Below are 21,652 nucleotides of genomic sequence, written 5' to 3' on the forward strand. Positions count from 1 at the left end.
TCAGACCGGATATTTTACGTGAAGCCCTCCCCTTCCGGCTATAATCGCCAGATTGTCCAAGCAATATCCATCCGGCATGTCGTCGAACAAACGCAACACGCGCAACACCGCCCAACCAGCCATGACGCCCCAACTTGGCAGCCTGCTGCGTGAATCGTGGTGGCTGCTGCTGGTGGCCGCCGCCATTTATCTGGTACTGATCCTGATCAGCTACGATCAGGCAGACCCCGGCTGGTCGCACAGCGCACCACCCGCTCCGATTCACAACACGGGCGGCAGCTTTGGGGCCTGGCTGTCAGACCTGCTGCTCTACCTGTTTGGCGGATCGGCCTGGTGGTGGGTCTTGCTGTGCCTCTCCGGCATCCTGTGGGGCTACCGGCGGCTGGATCGCGATGATGACACACCCCGCTACCCCTTATGGCTGTCGCTGGCAGGCTTCTTCGTAACACTGACGGGCAGTTGCGGGCTGGAATCACTGCGCCTGTACAGCCTGAAAATCGCGCTACCGGATGAGCCAGGCGGCATGCTCGGCGCCGCGGTCAGTACGCCGCTGGCCCATACCTTTGGCTTTACCGGTGCCACACTCGTCCTGCTGGCCAGCATCGCCATTGGCCTGTCGCTGTTTGCAGGGGTCAGCTGGCTGCAGTTTGTGGAGGGCCTGGGTCATGTACTGGAAGGCAGCCTGCAGCGCATCACCGGCATCTGGCAGACCCATCAGGACCGCAAGGCGGGCGAGGCCGCTGCAGCCGAACGCGATGCGATGGTGGCCGAAGAAAAACGCCGACAGCAAGACCGTGCGCCGGTGGAAGTGGTGGTGCCGGGTGAACGGGTTGAGCCCTTGATCCTCAACCACCCCACGGCCCCTGCCGAGCTGGAGCCCTTGACCACGGATGACGACACCTCCGTGCCGGAAACCGAGGACGATGTGGTTGACGAGCTGCCGCCTTGGCAGGAAGAGGAAGCGGAACCCGCGCCACCCCCACGCCCAGTCCGCCCGGAGCCGGTAGTGGAAGCTGCACCACAGCCGCGCCGCGACGCCATCCCTGCGGTCAAGATCGAGCCGTCACGGCAGGCCATCAAGGAGAAGCAGGCACCGCTGTTCAGCGACCTGCCGGACTCCCCCCTGCCACCGCTCTCGCTGCTGGCCATGCCACCCTTGGAATCCGAGACCGTCGCCGCCAGTACGCTGGAATACACCTCGCGCCTGATCGAGCGCAAGCTGGCCGACTTTGGCGTGCAAGTGCAGGTGGTCGCCGCCTACCCCGGCCCGGTGATTACCCGTTATGAAATCGACCCGGCCAGCGGCGTCAAAGGTTCGCAGGTGGTCAATCTGGCCCGCGACCTGGCGCGGGCGCTGGGGCTTGCCGCCATTCGGGTGGTGGAAACCATCCCCGGCAAGACTTATATGGCGCTGGAGCTGCCCAATCCAAAACGGCAGACGGTCAGGCTGTCGGAGATCCTGTGTGCCAGCGTGTATGGCAACTCGACCTCACCGTTGACCCTGGCGATGGGCAAAGACATTTCCGGTACGCCAGTGGTGACCGATCTGGCCAAGATGCCGCACGTACTGGTGGCGGGGACCACCGGCTCCGGTAAATCCGTGGCCATCAACGCCATGCTGCTCAGCCTGCTGTACAAGGCCACCCCGCAGCAGGTGCGGCTGATTCTGGTCGACCCGAAGATGCTGGAAATGTCGGTCTATGAAGGCATCCCGCATCTGCTGGCCCCGGTGGTGACCGACATGAAACAGGCTGCCAATGCGCTGAACTGGTGCGTGGCGGAGATGGAAAAGCGCTACAAGCTGATGTCGCACATGGGGGTGCGCAATCTGGCGGGCTTCAACCAGAAGCTGGCCGACATGGAAAAGCGTGGCGAACGCCCGACCAACCCGTTTACCCTGACGCCGGACAATCCGGAGCCGCTGGAAGCGCTGCCGATGATCGTGGTGGTGATCGACGAACTGGCCGACCTGATGATGGTGGCGGGCAAGAAGATCGAAGAGTTGATTGCCCGGCTGGCGCAAAAAGCCCGTGCGGCAGGCATTCACCTGATCCTGGCCACCCAGCGGCCGTCGGTGGACGTGATTACCGGTCTGATCAAGGCCAATATTCCGACCCGCGTGGCGTTCCAGGTCTCCAGCAAGATCGACTCACGCACCATTCTGGACCAGATGGGGGCGGAAACCCTGCTCGGCATGGGCGACATGCTCTACCTGCCACCCGGCACCGGCTACCCGCAGCGCCTGCACGGTGCGTTTGTGGCCGATGAGGAAGTGCACCATGTGGTGGACTACCTCAAGCAGCACGGTGCCGCCAATTATATTGAAGGCATTCTGGAAGGCAGTGTCGGCGACGGCGGCAGTGACAACCTGAAGGGCAGCATTCTGGAAGGCGACAGCGAAAGCGACCCGCTATACGACGAAGCGGTTACCTTTGTGCTGAAGTCTCGCCGCGCCTCCATTTCGGCCGTGCAACGGCAACTGCGCATCGGCTACAACCGTGCTGCTCGTCTGATCGAGCAAATGGAAATGTCCGGGGTGGTGAGCCCGATGGAAAGCAATGGCAACCGCACCGTGCTGGTCCCGGCACGTGAGGAGTAAGCCGTCCACCGCGGGAGCTGGGCAAGGTGGCTACCACCTGGCGACCTGAGCGCATGATGGCCATGAAAAAAGCGGGGAAGTCCCCGCTTTTTTCATGGCCATCTCAGCACCCGTCCATCAGCCCTGTCCGGCAAACACCCAGACATGGCGGGATGGCAGCTCCAGATGATCATGCCCGACTTGCCAGTTTTCCTCGCCAAACGCACGCAGACGCAGCGCGCCAGACTCACACAGCAGCTCCCAGCGATCGCCCAGATACATGCCGGTCACCGGTTTGACGGCCAGCCGGTTGTCACCCGCGCCACTCACCGGGCGCACCCGCTCCAGCCGGATCAACGCCGTGACCGGGTCTCCCACTTTGACGGGCGTACGCGGATCCCCCCACAGTGACCAGCCCTCCCCCTCTACCCGTACCAGCCCCCCTTCCATCTGCACCACCTGCCCGACCAACCGGTTGTTGCTGCCCATGAAATCGGCGGCATACAGGGAGCGTGGTTGACCATACAGTTCCTGAGGTGTGCCCGCCTGCTCGATCTTGCCGTCCTTCAACAGCAGGATGCGATCAGCCATGGCCATGGCCTCGCTCTGGTCATGCGTCACCACCAGGGCAGAGAGCTTGAGCCGGATGATCAGCTCCCGCAGCCAGGCTCGCGCTTCCAGCCGCAGGGCGGCATCCAGATTGGATAGCGGTTCATCCAGCAGGATCACTGGCGGGTTGTACACCAGCGCGCGGGCAATCGCTACCCGTTGCTGCTGCCCACCGGACAATTGATGCGGGTAACGCTGCCCCAGATGCCCCAGGTTCAGATTGTCCAGCGCCTGCTGCACCCGCTCTGCGGATTCCCCCTTGTCGATACCGCGCAGCTTCAGGCCATAGGCCACATTTTCCTGCACGGTACGGTGTGGCCACAGCGCGTAGCTCTGAAACACCAAACCCAGATCCCGTTTCTCGGCAGGCAGCTCGATGCCTTTGGCCGCATCAAACAGCGCCTTGTTGCCATCCAGCAGGATCTGCCCATGGTTGGGCTGCTCCAGCCCCGCCACAGCACGCAGCAAGGTGGTTTTGCCCGAGCCGGAGGCTCCCAGCAGCGCCACCACTTCACCTGCAGCCAGCCCGAAAGACACGCCTTTCAGGATCGGGTTATCGCCATAGGCCAAACGCAGGTCCCGCACTTCCAGCTTGGCAGCCGATTGCCGGGCTGCCGCATCACGTTGATTCATGTTCTGTCTCCTCATCCTTCCTGTCAGGGCCGCAACCGACCCTGGCCCGACTAGTCATGCAGCTTCACACCCAACTTGAGGGCAATGGCGATGCCGGTTCCCACCAGCAGCACATTGGTCAGCGACAACACCGCCACCAGATCCACTGCGCCAGCCGCCCACTGCGATACCAGCATGGAGCCGATCACTTCCGTACCCGGTGTCAGCAGATACACCCCGGTGGAGTACTCCCGCTCAAAGATCATGAACACCAGCAGCCAGCTGGCCAGCAAGCCAAAGCGGATCAGTGGCAGGGTGATCTCGAGGTTTACCCGGGTGCGCGACGCCCCCAGCGTACGAGCACTCTCTTCCAGCTCAGGCGCCACCTGCAGCAAGGCGCTGGATACCAGCCGCATGCCATAGGCCAGCCACACCACGGCATACGCCAGCCAGACACTGAACAAGGAGGAGCGCAGTTCTTTCAACCCAGGGATGAACAGGAAGACCCACAGGAACGCCAGCCCGGCCAGCAAACCCGGTACCGCGCGCGGGATCAGCACCATGTAGTCAATACAACGGGTCAGGATGTCACTGCGGCGATGCGCCACCAGCCCCAGCGCGGTATAGCAGGCGACCGCCAAGCCCCCCCCAATGACGCCGATCAGGATGGTATTGAAAATGGCGCGGATCACCCCCGGTTGCTCGGCCAGATCGCGGAAATGCTGCAGGGTGAACGCTTCCGACCATTGCACCCCCAGACCCCAGTTGGTCACAAAGGCACGCAGGGTAATACCGGACAGCGGCACCACCACCGTCACGAACAGCCAGCCACCGACCAGGGCCAGCGCCATCCAGCGCCAGCGCCCCAGCGGCATCAGGCGTTGCCGGGTGGCTTTGCCCTTCACCGCAATGTAGCGATTGGCCGTTTTCAGCAAATGGCGCTGCAACAACACCAGCGGGAAGGTCACGGCAATGATGCAGACTGCAACCGCGGCCATCAGATGGTAAGACGGCAAGCCCAGCTTGTTGGTCAGCTTGTACAGGTAGGTGGCCAGTACCAGATGCCCTTCGGGGTCACCCAGAATCAGGGGCAGCCCGAAAATCTCGAAACCGAGGAAGAACACCAGCACACCACTGTACAGCAGGCTGGGCGCCACCATCGGCAAGCTGATGCTGCGCGCCACCCGCAGCGGCCCGGCGCCGGTCACCCGCGCGGCCTCTTCCACATCGGAGCCCAGATTCTTGAGGGCCGCACTGGAATAGAGGTAGACGTGAGGAACGTGGGTCAGACCCGCGATGATGGCAATACTGGGCAGCGAGTAGATGTTCCAGGGGACAGAACCAAACCAGGACTGCCACATCAGCGAATAGAAACCCACGGGTCCGGTTGCCACCACATAGCCAAACCCCAGCACGAAGGGGGACACGAACACCGGTATCAGCACCAGCACCTCGATCCAGCGGCGGCCCGGCAGGTCTGTACGGCTAAGCAGGAAAGCCAGGGCAGCGCCCAGTGGCAAGGCGATAACGATCATGCCGACCGCAATCATCAGCGAATTTTTGGCCGCCATCCAGAAGTCTGGGTCATCGAAGATGAACTGGTATGCGGCCCAGCCATACTCATGGTTGGGAAAGAAGAACGGTCCGGACAAGGCACTCTGCCAGAAAACCAGACCGATAGGCAGGAACACCGCCAGTGCCGCCAGCAAAACGACGGCAATACGGGTCCCGCCCAAGCGAGCAAGGGCATTCATGATTACATCCTCAAGCAAGGGCTCAGAACCGGCCAACCGCCTGTGGGTAAGGGTGAAGCAAGGCGAATACGACTGAACAAGCAGGGTTTACCCGGGAGAGACAAGCCCCCCGAAACCGACGCAACGCCGTATCGCCACCACACCGCAGACGGTGAACAGATTCTCAGACCGGTGCACCGCCAGGCAGGCGATGCACCGCTGCGTCAATCCATCCGCTTAGTTGCGGGCCAGCGCGGCTTTCCACTGCTTGAGGTATTGCAGACGCATGGACTGGTCCAGATAGGTCAGCAGCCCTGCGCCCACCGGGATCGGCTTCATCGCGCCGCCCAGCACCCGGCCCAGATAGGTACCGGTGGAATTGCCTTCCATGTCCGTCCGCACGGCATACAGGTCGCTGGCTGCCAGCAGGCTCTGACCACGGGTCGAGATCAGGAAGTCCAGCCACAGCTTGGCGGCGTTCGGATTTTTGGAGGCCTTGCCAATCAGCGCCAGGCGAGAGATCACCAAGGTATAGTCGGTCGGCAGTACATAGCCAATGTTGGCGTCCTTCTTGGCACGCGTCATCGCGTAGGAGCCCAGCAGGTTGTAGCCAATCAGGTTTTCACCGGAGGAGATGCGCTCCATCATGGCGCCTACGCTGGTCTGCAGCTTGACGTCTGCGCCACCCAGCGCTTTGGCCAGATTCCAGAAGGACGGGTTGGCCTTGCTGTCCTGACTGGCCAGCAGGAAACCCACCCCGGACTTTTCCGGGTCATAGCTGGTGACCTTGCCCTTGAACTTCGGGTTGTTCATCAGGGCGGCAAAATCCGCATGGGTTTTCGGTACTTCGCCTGCGGACACCAGCTTGCGGTTATACACAAACGCAATCGGCTCATAGGTGGTGCCGTACACTTCATCGCGCCAATGGGCCCAATCCGGCAGTTTCTTGGCATCCGGGGAGGTATAGCGCAGCGCATAACCATCGTTGGCCAGCTTGACCTGCAGGTCCATGGCAGAAGACCACAGCACGTCAGCCGAGCCCGCTCCAGCGGCGGTTTCCGAGATGAAACGGTTATACAGTTCGGTGGAATTCAGATCGTTGTATTCGACCTTGATGCCGGGGTAGAGCTGCTGAAAGCTCTGGATCAGCGGTTGAGCCAGCGCCGCATCGGTGGTGGCATAGACCACCACTTTGCCTTCCTTGGTGGCAGCATCAATCACCGACTGGTAGCTGGCCGGGTAACCGGCAGGAACGGCGGCCTGCAGCAGCTGCAGCGGCGCGGCGGCAAAGGCCAGGGTCAGGGCGGTTGTCAGCAAGCGACGGCGGTTCAGCATGATAAGTCTCCTGTTATGGGCTGTCCCAAATGGGTTTGATCCGACCTCTGAGGGTCGATGACAGCCATGTTACGAAGCTCATCCTTTCAACCACCTTTCAATACCTTTCAGGGGTGACAGCCTTCCCTTTCGGTTGTGCTAGCATGAAAACCATTCTGGCTTCCCCCCGGTTTCATCATGCGAATCTTGCTGGTTGAAGACAACCTGCCACTGGCGGCCTCCATTCAGGAGGCACTCACCGCGGCCCGCTTTGCGGTGGATGTGGTGCACGATGGCCGACTGGCCGATCAGGTGCTGCACAAGCCGGATCACGCCCTGGTGGTACTGGACCTGGGCTTGCCCCGCATGCCAGGGCTGGAGGTCTTGCAGCGACTGCGGCAGCGCGGTAATGCGGTACCCGTGCTGATCCTGACCGCCCAGGGCAATGTTGAAGACCGGATTCGCGGCCTCGACGCGGGTGCCGACGACTATCTGGCCAAGCCTTTTGATCTCAATGAGCTGGAGGCACGCCTGCGTGCCTTGTTACGCCGTTCACAAGGTGTATCCAGCACCGATCATGTTCTGGGTGGCTTGGTACTGGATAGCAAACGCCGTGCCTTTCGCCTGCATGATGCGCCACTGGCACTGACACCACGAGAATTCGCTGTGTTGGAGGTGCTGACGCTCAAGGCGGGGAAAACCGTGAGTAAAGATGCTTTGCTGGAGCAAATCTGTAATTTTGACGACAGCCTGTCGCTGGAAGCGATTGACATCTACATTCACCGCCTGCGGAAAAAGCTGGAAGGTTCAGGCGTCAGTATCCTGACCTTGCGCGGCTTGGGCTACCTGCTGGAAACCCAGGAGCCAGAGCGTGCCCAGCCTTAGCCTGCGCAGCAAACTGCTGCTGTGGCTCTTGATCCCTCTGGCCCTGATCCTGGCGGGCAATAGCCATATGACGCGCCAGACGGCACAACACATGGCCAATGTCGCGTACGACCGTACCTTGCAGGCCTCCGCCCTGTCGATTGCTGAAGGGGTGCGGGTTGAAGACGGCCAAACCACCATCCACATCCCCTCTGCCGCACTGGAGATGTTCGACTATCAATTTCAGGATCACGTTTACTATGCCGTGCGTGGCCCGGACCAGCAGTTGCTGGCAGGCTACGGCGATCTACCGCGCCCGCCGCGCGCCGGCAAGATGTATGGTCTGGTCTTCTATGAAGCCCTGTACCGGGGCGAGCGCACCCGTTTCAGCACGCTGCGGCGTGCCCTGTTTGACCTGGGGCCGGACGCCAGCGTGGAGGTCATCGTCGGCGAAACCATGAGTAGCCGCGAAGCCCTGGCAGACCAGATCACTCAGGATGCGATCAGCAGTCAGCTCTGGCTGATTGGCGGCACCGTACTGTTGGTGCTGACAGGCGTGCATTTCGGCCTGAAGCCCATGATGCGGCTGCGTGATACCTTGCTGAACCGCAACGAAAATGAACTCAGCCCGCTGCCACTCGACAGATTACCCGGCGAGCTGCGGCCACTGGTAGATGCACTGAATCAGACCATGGCCCGCCTGACCCGTCAGCGCGATGCGCGCAAGCGCTTTGTGGCGGATGCCTCGCACCAGTTGCGCACCCCGCTGGCACTGATCCAGACCGAAATCGAGCTGACCCTGCGCCAATCCGACACCGAGGGCATGCGCGCTGGGGTAGCTCGCGTGCATCGTGCCACCCGGCAAGCCATACACCTGGCCAACCAGCTACTCTCCCTGTCCCGTGCCGAGCCCGGCTATGTGGCACAGCTGCAGTTCGAGACAGTCGACCTGCTGCCCCTGCTGCGCGAATGGACGGCCGACATGGTGCCTGCCGCTCGTCGCAAACAGCAGGACCTCGGTTTTGAAGGCGATGGCCCTTGCCTGATACACGGCAATACCTTGTTGCTGCACGAACTGTTGAGTAATCTGATCGACAACGCCATTCGTTACACCCCGGAGCAAGGTCAGATTACCGTATCCGTGCAGACCGAGAAGGCCGCGGTTGTTTTGACCGTATGTGACAGCGGCCCCGGCATTCCACTGGCCGAACGGCAGCGGGTATTTGAGCGCTTCTATCGCTTGCCGGATGCCCAGGCGGAGGGCTGCGGGCTCGGCCTGACCATTGTCCGTGAATGCGCCGATGCCCATCACGCCCAGATCCGGCTCGACGATGCCACTACGGGAGGGCTGCTGGTCACGGTACGCTTCCCGTTAGCTGCCGCTTGAGCATGGCCGACGCGAGTCGCGATATAGACTTTTACCGCACTTCTTCTACAGCAGGGAAACCACATGAACACGGTGGAACAAGCGTATCAACAGCTGACCACGCGCCTGACGGCACAAGCGGGTGTCAGCGCTGGGCAGATGTTTGGCAAAGCGTGCCTGAAGATCAATGGCAAGGCGTTCATCGCACTGTATAAGGACACCGTGGTGTTCAAACTCAATGGCCCCACGCATGCGAGTACCCTGGCGCTGGCGGATGCCGTATTGTGGGACCCTTCCGGTAAAGACCGGCCGATGAAGGAGTGGATTGCCCTCTCCGCGCAGCACAGTGCCCACTTCCCCGCACTGGCGGACGCAGCGCTGGCCTACGTGCAGCAATCCCGCTGAGTACACCGCCCATGCTTGCCGGACTGAACCACCTGACCCTGGCGACCGCAGATCTGGATCGCAGTTTCCGTTTCTACGTGACCTTGCTAGGCTGCCGACCACATGCCCGCTGGGCACGCGGCGCTTATCTGAGCCTGCCCGGCCTGTGGCTATGCCTGTCACTGGACCCAGACACCCGATCAGGCGTGGACTACACCCATTACGCCTTTTCGGTCACCGACTTTGACCGGGCCCAACAGTGCCTGCTGGAGGCCGGTGTCACCGTCTGGAAAGACAATCACAGCGAGGGTGACTCCCTGTACTTTCTCGACCCGGACGGGCATCGCCTGGAAATCCACAGCGGGGACCTGCACAGCAGACTGGCCACTTGCCGGCAGCAGCCCTATGCCGATATGGTGTTTTTTGACTGAACACCACTCTGCTCTGCACTGCCAGGGCACAGCCCGGTTTATAATAGGAGCGCTCACGTTCACCGGGAAGATGGCATGTTGCCCAAGCTGGATCAGTTGATTGTTGAATTCGACAAAGGCGTACGCACGCTGCTCGCCCCTGCCCATAGCCGTCGCCCCCACCCGGACCAGGACATTCCCGATTGCGAGCTGAGTGACGCTGAGCGCAAGCATGCCGCTCGCCTGATGCGGATCAATCACTGCGGCGAAGTGTGCGCCCAGGCCCTCTATCAGGGTCAGGCCCTCACCGCGCGCGACCCGGCCAATCAGCATGCTTTCACCGAGGCCGCGTTTGAAGAAATCGAGCATCTGGCCTGGACCGAGCGCCGTATTCACGAGCTGGGGGGGCGTACCAGCCTACTCAATCCACTGTGGTACACCGGCTCACTCGCCATCGGCATTACCGCCGGGCTGCTGGGCGACAAATGGAACCTCGGTTTCCTGTCCGAAACCGAACAGCAAGTCGCCCGTCACCTGGAAGAGCACCTGCAAAAACTGCCCGAGCACGATCAAAAAAGCCAGGCCATCCTGGCCCAGATGAAAACCGACGAGCTGCACCACGCCGAGCAGGCTGACGAACATGGCGCCGCGCCACTGCCCGCACCGGTCAAGGCGCTGATGAAGCTGTCGTCCAAGGTGATGACCCGCAGCAGCTACTGGCTGTAGCAGGTCTGCAACACATCATTCGACTTCCACCACCTCAAAGTCGTGAGTGACCTCCGCCGTCTTGGCCAGCATCAGCGTGGCGGAGCAATATTTTTCGGCGGACAGGTCAATGGCCCGCTTGACCACGTCCTGCTTCAGCCCTTTGCCAGTCACCACAAAGTGCATGTGGATGCGGGTGAATACTTTCGGGTCGGTCTCGGCGCGCTCGGCTTCCAGTTGCACCACGCAGTCACGCACATCGTGGCGGCCGCGCTCCAGGATCAGCACCACATCGAACGCGGTGCAGCCGCCCGCCCCCATCAGCAGCATTTCCATCGGGCGCGGCCCCAGATTACGACCACCCGCTTCAGGCGCGCCATCCATCAGCACGGCATGCCCGCTGCCGCTCTCTGCCAGGAAGCTTTTACCTTCTACCCATTTAACCCGAGCCTTCATCGTACAGTCCTTCATATCTATAGATAGGGATTCCTCGAGGCCATTGTAAACGAGGCCACGCCATCCTGGCGGGATGTTGCAACGCAACCAAAAGTGAGCTATAGTTCATTTAACGTTAAACGTCATCAAGGTGATGCGTTAATGTTGTCTCCTCCATCCTCCTTAATTGATCAGGTGGACTTGCCACGCGATCCTGTGTCAGGATCGCGTTTTTTTTGCCACCCAGCCGGGACGTAAAGAATCCGGTTTGACAGGCATTGATTTATCTGCGAAAATCTCGCACTTTCTCGAACCGACTTGTTTACTTGGAACGAATTCAGATGAAAACCTACTCTGCCAAGCCGCAGGACATTCAGCGCGATTGGTTTGTGGTGGACGCCTCCGATCTGGTGCTGGGCCGGCTTGCCGCCGCAATCGCACATCGCCTGCGCGGCAAACACAAAGCCATCTACACCCCGCACATGGACACCGGCGACTTCATCGTCGTTGTGAACGCAGACAAGATCCGCGTGACCGGCAACAAAGCGGAAGACAAAGTGTACTACCGTCACAGCGGCTACCCGGGCGGCATTTATGCCCGTACCTTCACCGAGATGAAGAACCAGTTCCCGGAACGTCTGATCGAGAAGGCCGTTAAAGGCATGCTGCCGAAAGGCCCGCTGGGCTACGCCATGCTGAAGAAGCTGAAGGTGTATGCTGGTGAGAATCACCCGCACGCCGCTCAGCAGCCGAAAGTTCTGGAACTGTAAGTCAGGGATCACATCATGATCGGTAAATACAACTACGGCACGGGTCGTCGCAAGAGCGCGGTAGCACGCGTGTTCCTGGCGTCTGGCACCGGCAAGATCGAAGTCAACGGCAAGCCGGTTGACCTGTTCTTCTCCCGCGAAACCGGCCGCATGGTCGTGCGTCAACCGCTGGAACTGACCAACCACCTGTCCACGTTCGACATCAGTGTCAACGTGCAAGGCGGCGGTGAAACCGGCCAGGCTGGCGCAGTTCGCCACGGCATCACCCGCGCACTGATCGAATACGATCCGTCGCTGAAGCCGGCCCTGTCGGCCGCAGGCTTCGTGACCCGCGATGCACGTGAAGTGGAACGCAAGAAGGTCGGTCTGCACAAGGCCCGTCGTCGCAAGCAGTTCTCCAAGCGTTAATCTGCTGCCACGGCACACAAAAGCCACCTTCGGGTGGCTTTTTGTTTTACTGGCTATCGGGTCAATTTATACGGGTTTCATGCAGAAATCATGCCGTATGGGTTGTCCTGCTCTCCTCCGCGTTTTATCATCGTCGGCTACGCGCCGCTTCAGGCTGGCTGAACCTGTACGTGAAAGAACACACTATGATCAAGGTGGGTATTGTCGGTGGCACCGGGTATACCGGGGTTGAATTGCTGCGTTTGCTGTCACGCCACCCGCAGGTGAGCCTGCGCGCGGTAACCTCGCGCAAGGAAGCTGGCATGCCGGTCGCCGACATGTACAGCAGCCTGCGTGGTTTTGTCGACCTCTGTTTCAGCGACCCGGCAGACCAGCCCTTGCAGGATTGCGATGTGGTGTTCTTCGCCACGCCGAACGGCATCGCCATGCAGCAGGCGCAGGCCATGCTGGATGCCGGCATCCGCATCATTGATCTGGCTGCAGACTTCCGTATCCGCGATCGTGCCACCTGGGAGCAATGGTATGGCATGGAGCATGCGGCTCCGCAATTACTGGAGGAGGCTGTCTATGGCCTGCCGGAAGTCAATCGCGTACAGATTCGCAACGCCCGGCTGATTGCCAACCCGGGCTGCTATCCGACGGCCGTGCAGCTGGGCTTCCTGCCGCTGCTGGAAGCCGGGGTGATTGACACCCGACACCTGATTGCCGATTGCAAGTCCGGGGTATCCGGCGCGGGGCGCAAGGCGGAAGTGCACGCCTTGCTGGCGGAAGCCGGTGACAACTTCAAGGCCTACGGGGTGCCTGGCCACCGCCATCTGCCGGAAATCCGCCAGGGTTTGGCCCGCATGTCCGGACAAGACGTTGGTCTGACCTTCACCCCTCACCTGTTGCCGATGATTCGTGGCATCCATGCGACGCTGTATGGACGCCTCACCCGTGATGTCGACCTGCAGCAGCTGTTCGAGCAGCGTTATGCGGATGAACCGTTTGTGGATGTGCTGCCTGCTGGCAGTCACCCGGAAACCCGCTCGGTGCGCGGCGCCAATGTCTGCCGCCTGGCCGTACACCGCCCGCAGGGTGGCGATACCGTGGTGGTGCTGGCGGTCGAAGATAATCTGGTCAAGGGTGCCGCCGGTCAGGCCGTGCAAAACATGAACCTGATGTTCGGCTTGCCCGAAACCACCGGCCTCGAGCTGGTCCCGCTGCTGCCTTGATGTGATGCGTCGCCGCTCCCAGCGTCACCGCAAGCTGCTCACCGCGCCGCGCCTTTCGGTGCAGGCGCATACCAGCTGGCCGATGCGTTTGCTGCATTACGCCATTCTGCTGGCCATTTTGCTGGCGTGCTGCGGCGTGGCTTATCTGGCGGGGCGTCTGGGCAATAATGAGTTCCGTGGCATCACGGTACAGGATGTGTTCAAACTGCGTCAGGATGTCGGCAGCCTTAGTCGGGACAACCGGCTGCTGCTCAAGCGCGCCACCCAGTTGGAACAGGATCAACGCATCGACAGCGATGCCAGCGTACGTCTGCAGCAGCAGGTGGGTCGGCTGGAAACCGAGAACCTATCCCTGCGGCAACAGCTCGGTCTGTTCGAGGAAATGCTGAAGCGCCCGGATAATCATGAGCCATTGCGTGTCAGCCATTTCAGCGCTTACCCGTTGGCAGACGGACGCTGGCACTTTCAGGCCCTGCTGGCACAAGGCAGCAGCAGTAATCCGTTTGACGGTTACTACCAGCTAAAATGGGGCGGTAACAGCAGTGGCAGCTGGCCCAGTGATCCGCAGGATGCCCGCAGCCGCTTGCAGTTTCGCCACCTGACCCGGATCGAGGGTGACCTGCCCGCCGGCATCCAGCCGCTGGACAAGCTGACCCTGACCTTGTTTGCACAAGGCAACACCACGCCGGCTGCGGAGTGGTCCACCACATTGAAATAGACGAGGAGTCGCCATGTTCGGCAGCAAGAATCACAAGCCGCAGAACCGCATTGACAGCCTGATTGGTGAAGAGACCAGCATTGATGGCGATGTCCAGTTCGTAGGCGGTCTGCGGGTGGATGGCTGCATCCGGGGTAACGTCACTGCCGTGGGCGACAAGCCCGCCACCCTGGTGGTCTCCGAAAAGGCCGTGATCGAGGGCGCCATCCGCGTAGCTCACTTGATTGTGAATGGCCGCATTCATGGCCCGGTGCATGCCACCCATTTCATTGAACTGCAACCCAAGTCGCAAATCGTTGGCGATGTCCATTACCGCACGCTGGAGATGCATCCGGGTGCCATCATCGACGGCCGGCTGGTGCATGAGCACGAGCTGCTGAAGGACAATCCAACTCTGCACCTGACCGCCAGCAGCGAGAGCAAGCCGGATTGACCTTTACCCGGCAGCGATGGATAATGATAATATCCGACTGAAACACTAGGGTTTAAGGAGTTTGCATGAACGCCGCCACTGAACTGCCGAGCCCGCTGGTCTTTACCGACAGCGCCTCGAACAAGGTGCGTGAACTGATTGAGGAAGAAGGCAACCCGGATCTGAAGCTGCGCGTATTCGTCAGCGGCGGGGGCTGCTCCGGCTTCCAGTACGGTTTCACCTTTGATGAAATCACCAATGACGATGATACGCAGGTGGAAAAGAACGGGGTCACCCTGTTGATCGACCCGATGAGCTACCAGTATCTGGTCGGCGCGGAGATCGACTACACCGAAGGTCTGGAAGGCTCGCAGTTCGTGATCAAGAATCCGAACGCCACCTCGACCTGTGGCTGCGGCTCGTCGTTCTCGGCCTGAGCCCCGCCCATCGGTACACACAGGGCCGCAAGGCCCTGTTTTTATTGCTACGCCGGGTAATAACAGCCCAAAATGCGCTCGCCGCGCGCGCCGGTGACCGAAGGCAGATTGCCCGGCAGGTCCTGCAGATAACGCCAGCCCAACCAGGCGAAGGCAAACGCCTCCAGCCAGTCCCCCGGCACCCCAACCTGATCCGTCCTCATCACCGGCACCGCCCCCATACCGCGTTGCAGTGCCGCCATCAGGCAGGCATTACGCGCTCCGCCACCACACACCAGCACCCGCTTGATGTTGGGGCAATGACGCTGCACATCCTGTACGATGGCCTGTGCGGTCAGCGCGCACAGGGTAGCCTGCACGTCCACCGGTGCATGGTCAGCCAGCGGCCAGCGCGACAGCCAGTCCGGATTGAAATCATCGCGTCCGGTACTTTTCGGCGGCGCCAGCTGGAAAATGGGGCTGCTCAACATCGCTTGCAGCAAGGCAGGCTGTACCTGTCCCTGCGCCGCCCACGCACCGCCCGCATCAAAGGGCTGACCCAGGTGGCGCTGGCACCAGTGATCCAGCAATACATTGCCGGGCCCGCAGTCAAAGCCCAGCACACTCCCATCATGCGCCAACCAGCTCAGGTTGCTGATGCCGCCGATATTGACCACCCCATCACCCGGCTGAAACAGGCCTTTATGAAAAGCGGGCACCAAGGGTGCGCCCTGCCCGCCCGCTGCCACATCCCGGCTGCGGAAATCGCCGATCACCGGCAGGCCGGTCAGCTCGGCCAGCAGGGCATGGTTGCCGATCTGTACCGTATAGCCGCGATCAGGCCGGTGGCGAATGGTCTGGCCATGATTGGCTATCGCCCTCACCTGCGACACTGGCAGACCGGCTTGATGCAACACCTGCCGCACAGCTTGCGCGTACAACTGCGCCAGCTGGTTAGCCGCGAGCTGGCAGGCATGCAGCTCATCAGGTTGCGCCTGATTAAGCACCAGCAAGGCCTGCTTCAAATCTTCCGGCATGGGCACGAATGCACTGGCCAGCATGGCGGGCTGTGGCTCAAACCGGGCCAGCACGGCGTCTACCCCATCCAGACTGGTGCCAGACATCAAACCAATCAACAGCGGTGCATCTGTATCACTCATTCATCCGCTCCGAAATAAAACGGGCCAGTGCATGCACACTGGCCCGTAAATGGATAGCGTCAGCGCATCCTCAATCGAGGTTACGCTCCTGCAGGGTCTGCATCAGATCAAAGCGTGCCGTCAGGGTCGATGCGTGCGCGGTAAACTGTGGCAGCACTTTGTCGTCCATCGGTTTGGCAATCGGCACCACATCCGACAGCGGGTCGCGCGCCTCGCCCGCCACCCGGAACTCATAGTGCAGGTGCGGGCCTGTTGCCCATCCGGTTTGACCGACAAAGCCGATCAGATCGCCTTGCGACACCTTGCTGCCCACCTTCAGGTTCGGCGCAAAGCCGGACAGGTGAGCATAGGCCGTGGTGAAATCGCCAAAGTGCTTCACTTCAATCAGGTTGCCGTAGCCGTTCTTGACTCCGGCAAACGTCACCACGCCATCGGCAGTCACTTTGACCTTGGAGCCGATCGGCGCGCCGTAATCCACGCCTTTATGCTGCTTCCACTCGCCCAGGATCGGATGCATGCGCATGGCGAAGCCGGAGGTCACCCGGGTGAACTCCATCGGCGACTGCAGGAAGGCCTTGCGCAGGCTCTTGCCTTCCGGGGTGTAGTAAGCGGTATGCCCGCTGGCGTCGGTAAACGACACCGCACGGTACACCTTGCCACCATTGATGAATTCTGCTGCCAGCAGGCGTCCTGTCTGCACCACCTGGCCGTTGTAGGACATCGTTTCATAGACCACCTTGAAACGGTCGCCCTTGTGCAGGCCCTTGTGGAAGTTGATCTGCGAGCCAAACATGTCGGACAAGCTAGTCGCGATGTCATCTGGCAGATCAGCCGCATCGGTTGCCGCAAACAGGGTGCTCTTGATGGTGCCGGCCTTCATGGCCGTACCCACCGTCATCTGCACCTTGTCCTTGCTGACACTGAAGGAATCGCCCGCAGCCGTCACCTTAACCAGCACGCCATCGGCATCCATGTACTGCAGGCCCAGCAATTCACCCTCGGCATCGGTCTGCGCCTGGACGGTACGCCCCAGCTTCAGCTGCTTCAGGCCAGACAATTCGGTTTGCTTGCGCAGGTATTGCAGCGCCGCGGGGTCGGACACCCCCATGCGGGACAGCAGGCTGCCCAGGCTATCACCTTGCTGGATGCGCTCTTCACGCCAGTACACATCCGGCGCTGCACTTTGCAGGTTCGGCACCGTGAGCTCATCCACCACCGCGACGGTATCCACCGGCGTGCGCTGCTGTTGCCCCACCACGGCAAACGCACCGGCAATGCCCAGCAGCGGTACGCTGGACAGCCACAGCAGCCAGTTGATGCCGGATTTACGTGCAGCCGGTACGGAGTTTTCGGTTAGAATATCGTTTTTTGTGTTCGACATAAGGCGTAAAGATTCTTTCCGCAAGTGGCGGAGGGTAACAGAAAAGCCTGATTCAGCAAACATTTTTCCGGTTGGCGCCCTTCTCTTTCGGGCTGAATACAACCGGCGGCCTGACCATTCACTGTCAGCCACCAGCAAGGGAACATGATGACAGCAGACCTGCAACAAGCCTTGGCCCAGATCAAGCGGGGCGCAGATGAGCTCCTGCTTGAAGCCGAGATGATCGACAAGCTGAAGGAAAATCGCCCGCTGCGCATCAAGGCAGGGTTTGACCCCACCGCCCCCGATCTGCACCTGGGCCATACCTTGGTCATCAACAAGATGCGCCAGTTCCAGGATCTGGGGCATCAGGCCATTTTTCTGATTGGCGACTTCACCGGCATGATTGGCGACCCAACCGGCAAAAACGCCACCCGGCCGCCGCTGTCACGCGAGCAGATTGAAGCCAACGCCAAGACCTATGCCGAGCAGGTCTTCAAGATTCTGGACCCGGCACGCACCGAGATTCGTTTCAATTCGGAATGGTGTGAGGCCTTGGGTGCAGCAGGCATGATCAAGCTGGCCTCGCGCCACACTGTGGCACGCATGCTGGAGCGTGATGATTTCAAGAAGCGCTACGCCAGCAACCAGCCGATTGCGATCCACGAGTTCCTTTACCCACTGATGCAAGGCTACGACTCGGTCGCCCTGCAGGCCGACGTGGAGCTGGGGGGTACCGATCAGAAATTCAATTTGCTGGTGGGTCGCCAGCTGCAGCAGGAATATGGGCAGAAGCCGCAATGTCTGGTGACCATGCCGCTGCTGGAGGGACTGGATGGCGTCAACAAGATGTCCAAGTCACTGGGTAACTACATCGGCATCACCGATGCGCCGGGCGATATGTTCGGCAAGCTGATGTCCATTTCCGATGAGCTGATGTGGCGTTACTTCGAGCTGCTGTCCTTCCGCTCACTGGGGGACATTGCCCTGCTCAAGCAGCAAGTGGCAGAAGGCCGTAATCCGCGTGATGTGAAGTTCGAGCTGGGACAGGAAATTGTGGGCCGCTTCCACGGTGCAGATGCAGCCCAGGCCGCGCTGGAAGGCTTCCTCAACCGTTTCCGCGACGGCGCCATGCCAGAGGATATGCCGGAGCTAACCCTGCCCACCACTGACGGCAAGCTGGGCATCGGTCACGCCCTGAAAGCCGCCGGACTGGTGGCCAGCACCTCGGAAGCCCTGCGTCAAATCGACGGCGGCGGCGTACGCATCAATGGTGAAAAGGTCAGCGACAAGGCACTGCAGCTCAGTAGCGGCGAGACCCTGGTACTGCAGGTCGGCAAGCGCAAGTTTGCGCGGGTGACCCTCGCCTGATCAGACCGCGCTTCCCATGAGACAGGGCACCCTTAGGTGCCCTGTTTGCTTTCTGCCGCACCATCCCCCTTGGACAGAAGACTTCGCAGGGCTTGACGTTTATTTTAGTTCATATATACTAAAACAATCGAATTAGAAATTGAGATCATGGGCCGCAACCGGAATTTCAATGAACACGACGTCCTGACCGGTGCCATGCATGCCTTCCGGCAGCACGGTTATGCCGCCTTGTCGATCCGCGACCTGAGTGAAGCCACCGGCATCAGTGCCGGTAGCCTTTATCATGGCTTTGGTGACAAGCATGAGCTGTATGCCGCCGCGTTTGAACATTACCTGCAACATGTACTGCATCAGCGAATCCATCGCCATGCCCCCCCGGAAAAGGGGCTGGATGGCGTACGTCAGCTATTCCTGACGCTGCTGGAGGAGCCAGGCGGGACCCATCATGGCTGCCTGATTACCAATGCTGCTGTTGAATTTGCGGATCACCCGCTACCCGGCAATGATGCCGTTCAGCGCGGGTTTGACATCCTGCGGCATACTTTTCAGCAACGGCTGGAAGCCGCGCAGACCAAGGGGACGCTGGCCGCAGGGGTGATGCCATCAGCGGCAGCCATCAAGCTGCTGGCGCTCTACCAGGGCATTCTGGTCATGCTGCGCACCGGCTATGACACATTGGCTCTGCAGCAGGCCATCTTGCAGGAATTTGCCAGCATGCAAGCCCTGACACGAGAGACATAGACCATGCGCACCCCCTCTCCCAACCAGGCTTATGCGCAAGAGCTGGCGGCACGGCTGCTGCCGCTGGGGCCGGTCCGCATCAAGCGCTTCTTTGGTGGCTACAGCCTGACGCTGGCCGATGTCCAGTTTGGCTTTGTCATGAAGGGCAGCCTGTACTTCCGGGTGGACCGCCACAGCCTGGGCGTCTACCTGCAACACGGCATGCCGCCCTTCAGCTATGCCACGGCGCAGCGGCAAGTGATCGTCGCACGCTATTACGAGGTGCCACCCAGTGTGCTGGAGCAAGACCATGCGCTACAGGATTGGGCCCGAACCGCGCTGGCAGCCACACCCTGAATCCATTTTCCCCGTCGTACCCCTGTCCACTTTCAATCAAGGCCAAGAACCATGAGCACGCCACGCATTCTGTTTGTCCTGACCTCGCAGCACACCCTGGGAGACCTGGCTCACCCAACCGGCTTCTGGCATGAAGAGCTGTCCGCCCCATGGTGGGCCCTGCGTGATGCCGGTTTTCAGGTCGATCTGGTCCGAATCGGCCCCAAGCCCGCAGTAGCCGATCCGGCGAGCCTGACGGATGATTTCCGTACTGCCGCCGTCAATCGCTTCCTGGCGGATACAGCCTCAACTCAAGCCCTGGCAGAAGCCCCGGTCCTGAGTGACCTCCCTCCGGCAGACTATGCGGCGGTCTATCTGGTGGGCGGGCATGGGGCTATGTGGGATTTTCCCGCCAACCCATCTTTGCAGGCCCTGTTGCAACACCAGCTTGCCCACGATGGTTTGATTGCAGCGGTCTGCCACGGTGTTGCCGGTCTGCTGAACCTGGGTGCGGACCTGAAGGGCCGCATACTCTGCGGCTTCAGTAATGAGGAAGAACAGATGGCAGGGGCCAGCGCAGTGGTACCCTTCATGCTGGAATCCGTGCTGCGGGAAGCGGGTGCCCATTATCAGGGTGCTCCGGCCTTCCACAGCAACGTGATGCAGGATGGTTTGCTGATCACCGGGCAGAACCCGCAATCCTCAGCCGCACTGGGTGAGGCCCTGCTCAAGGCACTGTCCACCCGCACCGCCTGACGCCAGCCATCATCACGCCATCCTTTTACAAGCGTCGGGATGGCGTGATGCCTTTGCTTACGCTGGCACAAATGGAAACACCGACACCCGACCACCCGACCAGCGCAGACCATGCCCCTCGGGTACGCTGTGCCAGTTGGATTCGTCGTCGTCCGAGGGTTCAGACGCAATGGTATTGACTTGCCCATCCGCCGCACGGTCCTTGGCATGGGTATCCGGGTTGCCATAGTAGAGACTGGGCGAGGCCTGATCCGACGAGAATCGGAATGCCCAGATGACGGTGCCATCGGTCAACGCAGCAGACATGCGAAAAGGCTCACTATCACCGTGCGCCGCCATGATCTGCAACACCTTGCCAATGGCACGTGACATCGCGCCTACCGGATCATCCTGCAAACCCTCGGACAGCGCTGCCATGAACAATGCCTCGCTGTCCGACGTACCCGCCCGGTAGCGATAGAATTCCGGGCTGATCAGCGACTCCACCTCACGGCGACAATCCTGCCAGTGGCCAATCTTGCCATTGTGCATGAACACCCAGTTCTGAAACTGGAACGGGTGGCAGTTGCTGCGTGACACGGAGGTGCCGGTAGACGCCCGCACATGGGCAAAGAAGAGCCGGGACTGCACCTGCGCCGCCAGCGAGCGCAGGTTTTCATCATTCCAGGCGGGCAGAATGTCACGGAACAGGCCAGGCCGATTGCGCTGCCCATACCAGGCAATGCCAAAACCGTCTCCATTGGTGACCTGACTGGCATGGCGCGCCCGCAAGCTTTGGCTGATCAGCGAATGCTGCTGCTCAAACAGCAGGTCTTCCAGAAAAATATCCGGCCCGGCATAAGCCACCCAGCGGCACATTCCATTCTCCCGCGCATTTCCTCCCCGCAGTATAGCCCCTCCTGCGGGATACCAACGACTAGCCACTCCAGAAAGTATGTCCCTCCTGACATCAGCCCTCCTCTGCCCATTCGGGATTGCTTTAGATGCCAATAGCCGCAACC

Annotated in this window: 23 protein-coding genes; 16 read left to right on the forward strand and 7 right to left on the reverse strand. The window is 60.7% G+C overall.

All coding sequences use genetic code 11. The features are described from left to right. Positions 1–121 precede the first annotated feature (121 nt). On the forward strand, positions 122–2,599 hold the full coding sequence (locus tag HF682_RS12045; protein ID WP_240947240.1) for a DNA translocase FtsK: 2,478 nt from the start codon (positions 122–124) through the stop codon (positions 2,597–2,599). Between the two features lie 117 nt (positions 2,600–2,716). Here HF682_RS12045 and HF682_RS12050 read toward each other — a convergent pair whose 3' ends face one another. The 3 genes from HF682_RS12050 to HF682_RS12060 form a co-directional block, all read right to left on the reverse strand. After that, entirely contained in the window at positions 2,717–3,820 is a 1,104-nt protein-coding gene (locus HF682_RS12050) for an ABC transporter ATP-binding protein (protein WP_168877519.1), read from the reverse strand. A 50-nt stretch (positions 3,821–3,870) separates the two neighbouring features. Continuing rightward, on the reverse strand, positions 3,871–5,553 hold the full coding sequence (locus tag HF682_RS12055; RefSeq protein ID WP_168877520.1) for an ABC transporter permease: 1,683 nt from the start codon (positions 5,551–5,553) through the stop codon (positions 3,871–3,873). Between the two features lie 216 nt (positions 5,554–5,769). After that, on the reverse strand, positions 5,770–6,867 hold the full coding sequence (locus HF682_RS12060; RefSeq protein WP_168877521.1) for an ABC transporter substrate-binding protein: 1,098 nt from the start codon (positions 6,865–6,867) through the stop codon (positions 5,770–5,772). Between the two features lie 177 nt (positions 6,868–7,044). Between HF682_RS12060 and HF682_RS12065 the strand changes: the two genes are divergently transcribed. From HF682_RS12065 to coq7, 5 genes are all read left to right on the forward strand, one after another. Further along, the gene (locus HF682_RS12065) at positions 7,045–7,731 is read left to right on the forward strand and encodes a response regulator (RefSeq protein WP_168877522.1); all 687 of its coding nucleotides are present in this window, start codon (positions 7,045–7,047) and stop codon (positions 7,729–7,731) included. After that, on the forward strand, positions 7,718–9,097 hold the full coding sequence (locus HF682_RS12070) for a sensor histidine kinase (protein ID WP_168877523.1): 1,380 nt from the start codon (positions 7,718–7,720) through the stop codon (positions 9,095–9,097). Before HF682_RS12065 ends, HF682_RS12070 begins: the two co-directional genes overlap by 14 nt. A 63-nt stretch (positions 9,098–9,160) precedes the next feature. Then, a complete protein-coding gene (locus HF682_RS12075) occupies positions 9,161–9,481 on the forward strand; it encodes a hypothetical protein (protein WP_205882044.1) in 321 nt (106 codons plus the stop codon). An 11-nt stretch (positions 9,482–9,492) separates the two neighbouring features. Then, on the forward strand, positions 9,493–9,891 hold the full coding sequence (gene fos, locus HF682_RS12080; protein ID WP_168877524.1) for a fosfomycin resistance glutathione transferase: 399 nt from the start codon (positions 9,493–9,495) through the stop codon (positions 9,889–9,891). Between the two features lie 75 nt (positions 9,892–9,966). Further along, complete coding sequence (gene coq7, locus HF682_RS12085; RefSeq protein ID WP_168877525.1) at positions 9,967–10,596, forward strand: 2-polyprenyl-3-methyl-6-methoxy-1,4-benzoquinone monooxygenase; 630 nt, start codon at positions 9,967–9,969, stop codon at positions 10,594–10,596. A gap of 15 nt (positions 10,597–10,611) precedes the next feature. Here the strand turns inward: coq7 and HF682_RS12090 are convergent, their stop codons facing one another. Beyond that, complete coding sequence (locus HF682_RS12090; protein WP_168877526.1) at positions 10,612–11,031, reverse strand: OsmC family protein; 420 nt, start codon at positions 11,029–11,031, stop codon at positions 10,612–10,614. A gap of 320 nt (positions 11,032–11,351) precedes the next feature. Between HF682_RS12090 and rplM the strand changes: the two genes are divergently transcribed. From rplM to erpA, 6 genes are all read left to right on the forward strand, one after another. After that, a complete protein-coding gene (gene rplM / locus HF682_RS12095; protein ID WP_168877527.1) occupies positions 11,352–11,780 on the forward strand; it encodes a 50S ribosomal protein L13 in 429 nt (142 codons plus the stop codon). A 15-nt stretch (positions 11,781–11,795) separates the two neighbouring features. Next, positions 11,796–12,188: a 30S ribosomal protein S9 gene (rpsI, locus tag HF682_RS12100; RefSeq protein WP_168877528.1), complete on the forward strand. Its 393-nt coding sequence runs from the start codon at positions 11,796–11,798 to the stop codon at positions 12,186–12,188. Positions 12,189–12,373: 185 nt separating this feature from the next. Beyond that, positions 12,374–13,402 (forward strand): N-acetyl-gamma-glutamyl-phosphate reductase, encoded by a 1,029-nt coding sequence (gene argC, locus HF682_RS12105; protein ID WP_168877674.1) that lies wholly within the window; start codon positions 12,374–12,376, stop codon positions 13,400–13,402. 4 nt (positions 13,403–13,406) lie between these two features. Then, entirely contained in the window at positions 13,407–14,120 is a 714-nt protein-coding gene (locus tag HF682_RS12110) for a DUF6776 family protein (RefSeq protein ID WP_168877529.1), read from the forward strand. 13 nt (positions 14,121–14,133) lie between these two features. Continuing rightward, complete coding sequence (locus tag HF682_RS12115) at positions 14,134–14,553, forward strand: bactofilin family protein (RefSeq protein WP_168877530.1); 420 nt, start codon at positions 14,134–14,136, stop codon at positions 14,551–14,553. A gap of 65 nt (positions 14,554–14,618) precedes the next feature. Next, positions 14,619–14,969, forward strand: coding sequence for an iron-sulfur cluster insertion protein ErpA (erpA, locus tag HF682_RS12120; protein WP_168877531.1), 351 nt, complete (start codon positions 14,619–14,621; stop codon positions 14,967–14,969). A gap of 47 nt (positions 14,970–15,016) precedes the next feature. Here the strand turns inward: erpA and HF682_RS12125 are convergent, their stop codons facing one another. Together HF682_RS12125 and HF682_RS12130 are read right to left on the reverse strand one after the other, a co-directional pair. Beyond that, positions 15,017–16,108, reverse strand: a complete 1,092-nt coding sequence (locus tag HF682_RS12125; RefSeq protein WP_168877532.1) for an anhydro-N-acetylmuramic acid kinase — start codon at positions 16,106–16,108, stop codon at positions 15,017–15,019. Between the two features lie 70 nt (positions 16,109–16,178). Then, a complete protein-coding gene (locus tag HF682_RS12130; protein WP_168877533.1) occupies positions 16,179–17,489 on the reverse strand; it encodes a M23 family metallopeptidase in 1,311 nt (436 codons plus the stop codon). Between the two features lie 144 nt (positions 17,490–17,633). On the opposite strand from HF682_RS12130, the gene tyrS reads away from it, so the two are divergent. From tyrS to HF682_RS12150, 4 genes are all read left to right on the forward strand, one after another. Further along, positions 17,634–18,839, forward strand: a complete 1,206-nt coding sequence (gene tyrS / locus HF682_RS12135) for a tyrosine--tRNA ligase (RefSeq protein WP_240947241.1) — start codon at positions 17,634–17,636, stop codon at positions 18,837–18,839. A 147-nt stretch (positions 18,840–18,986) separates the two neighbouring features. Further along, positions 18,987–19,580 (forward strand): TetR/AcrR family transcriptional regulator, encoded by a 594-nt coding sequence (locus HF682_RS12140; RefSeq protein ID WP_168877534.1) that lies wholly within the window; start codon positions 18,987–18,989, stop codon positions 19,578–19,580. A 3-nt stretch (positions 19,581–19,583) separates the two neighbouring features. Next, entirely contained in the window at positions 19,584–19,916 is a 333-nt protein-coding gene (locus tag HF682_RS12145; protein WP_168877535.1) for a TfoX/Sxy family protein, read from the forward strand. Between the two features lie 51 nt (positions 19,917–19,967). Continuing rightward, entirely contained in the window at positions 19,968–20,651 is a 684-nt protein-coding gene (locus HF682_RS12150) for a type 1 glutamine amidotransferase domain-containing protein (RefSeq protein ID WP_168877536.1), read from the forward strand. 57 nt (positions 20,652–20,708) lie between these two features. Here the strand turns inward: HF682_RS12150 and HF682_RS12155 are convergent, their stop codons facing one another. Continuing rightward, positions 20,709–21,509 carry a class II glutamine amidotransferase gene (locus tag HF682_RS12155; protein WP_168877537.1) on the reverse strand — a complete coding sequence of 267 codons (801 nt, stop codon included), beginning with the start codon at positions 21,507–21,509 and terminating at the stop codon, positions 20,709–20,711. Positions 21,510–21,652: the final 143 nt, after the last annotated feature.

Origin of the sequence: Leeia aquatica (assembly GCF_012641365.1) — a bacterium.
Classification (GTDB): Bacteria; Pseudomonadota; Gammaproteobacteria; order Burkholderiales; family Leeiaceae; genus Leeia; species Leeia aquatica.

What these genes read in the sequence shown, in the direction of transcription:
- HF682_RS12145 (WP_168877535.1), top strand. Translation starts at nt 19,584, where the DNA reads ATGCGCACCCCCTCTCCCAACCAGGCTTATGCGCAAGAGCTGGCGGCA.
- HF682_RS12125 (WP_168877532.1), bottom strand. Translation starts at nt 16,108, where the DNA reads ATGAGTGATACAGATGCACCGCTGTTGATTGGTTTGATGTCTGGCACC.
- HF682_RS12050 (WP_168877519.1), bottom strand. Translation starts at nt 3,820, where the DNA reads ATGAATCAACGTGATGCGGCAGCCCGGCAATCGGCTGCCAAGCTGGAA.
- HF682_RS12045 (WP_240947240.1), top strand. Translation starts at nt 122, where the DNA reads ATGACGCCCCAACTTGGCAGCCTGCTGCGTGAATCGTGGTGGCTGCTG.
- HF682_RS12150 (WP_168877536.1), top strand. Translation starts at nt 19,968, where the DNA reads ATGAGCACGCCACGCATTCTGTTTGTCCTGACCTCGCAGCACACCCTG.
- HF682_RS12090 (WP_168877526.1), bottom strand. Translation starts at nt 11,031, where the DNA reads ATGAAGGCTCGGGTTAAATGGGTAGAAGGTAAAAGCTTCCTGGCAGAG.
- HF682_RS12110 (WP_168877529.1), top strand. Translation starts at nt 13,407, where the DNA reads ATGCGTCGCCGCTCCCAGCGTCACCGCAAGCTGCTCACCGCGCCGCGC.
- argC (WP_168877674.1), top strand. Translation starts at nt 12,374, where the DNA reads ATGATCAAGGTGGGTATTGTCGGTGGCACCGGGTATACCGGGGTTGAA.
- HF682_RS12140 (WP_168877534.1), top strand. Translation starts at nt 18,987, where the DNA reads ATGGGCCGCAACCGGAATTTCAATGAACACGACGTCCTGACCGGTGCC.
- HF682_RS12075 (WP_205882044.1), top strand. Translation starts at nt 9,161, where the DNA reads ATGAACACGGTGGAACAAGCGTATCAACAGCTGACCACGCGCCTGACG.
- HF682_RS12065 (WP_168877522.1), top strand. Translation starts at nt 7,045, where the DNA reads ATGCGAATCTTGCTGGTTGAAGACAACCTGCCACTGGCGGCCTCCATT.
- HF682_RS12155 (WP_168877537.1), bottom strand. Translation starts at nt 21,509, where the DNA reads ATGTGCCGCTGGGTGGCTTATGCCGGGCCGGATATTTTTCTGGAAGAC.
- HF682_RS12055 (WP_168877520.1), bottom strand. Translation starts at nt 5,553, where the DNA reads ATGAATGCCCTTGCTCGCTTGGGCGGGACCCGTATTGCCGTCGTTTTG.
- fos (WP_168877524.1), top strand. Translation starts at nt 9,493, where the DNA reads ATGCTTGCCGGACTGAACCACCTGACCCTGGCGACCGCAGATCTGGAT.
- rplM (WP_168877527.1), top strand. Translation starts at nt 11,352, where the DNA reads ATGAAAACCTACTCTGCCAAGCCGCAGGACATTCAGCGCGATTGGTTT.
- coq7 (WP_168877525.1), top strand. Translation starts at nt 9,967, where the DNA reads ATGTTGCCCAAGCTGGATCAGTTGATTGTTGAATTCGACAAAGGCGTA.
- HF682_RS12060 (WP_168877521.1), bottom strand. Translation starts at nt 6,867, where the DNA reads ATGCTGAACCGCCGTCGCTTGCTGACAACCGCCCTGACCCTGGCCTTT.
- HF682_RS12115 (WP_168877530.1), top strand. Translation starts at nt 14,134, where the DNA reads ATGTTCGGCAGCAAGAATCACAAGCCGCAGAACCGCATTGACAGCCTG.
- rpsI (WP_168877528.1), top strand. Translation starts at nt 11,796, where the DNA reads ATGATCGGTAAATACAACTACGGCACGGGTCGTCGCAAGAGCGCGGTA.
- erpA (WP_168877531.1), top strand. Translation starts at nt 14,619, where the DNA reads ATGAACGCCGCCACTGAACTGCCGAGCCCGCTGGTCTTTACCGACAGC.
- HF682_RS12130 (WP_168877533.1), bottom strand. Translation starts at nt 17,489, where the DNA reads ATGTCGAACACAAAAAACGATATTCTAACCGAAAACTCCGTACCGGCT.
- tyrS (WP_240947241.1), top strand. Translation starts at nt 17,634, where the DNA reads ATGATGACAGCAGACCTGCAACAAGCCTTGGCCCAGATCAAGCGGGGC.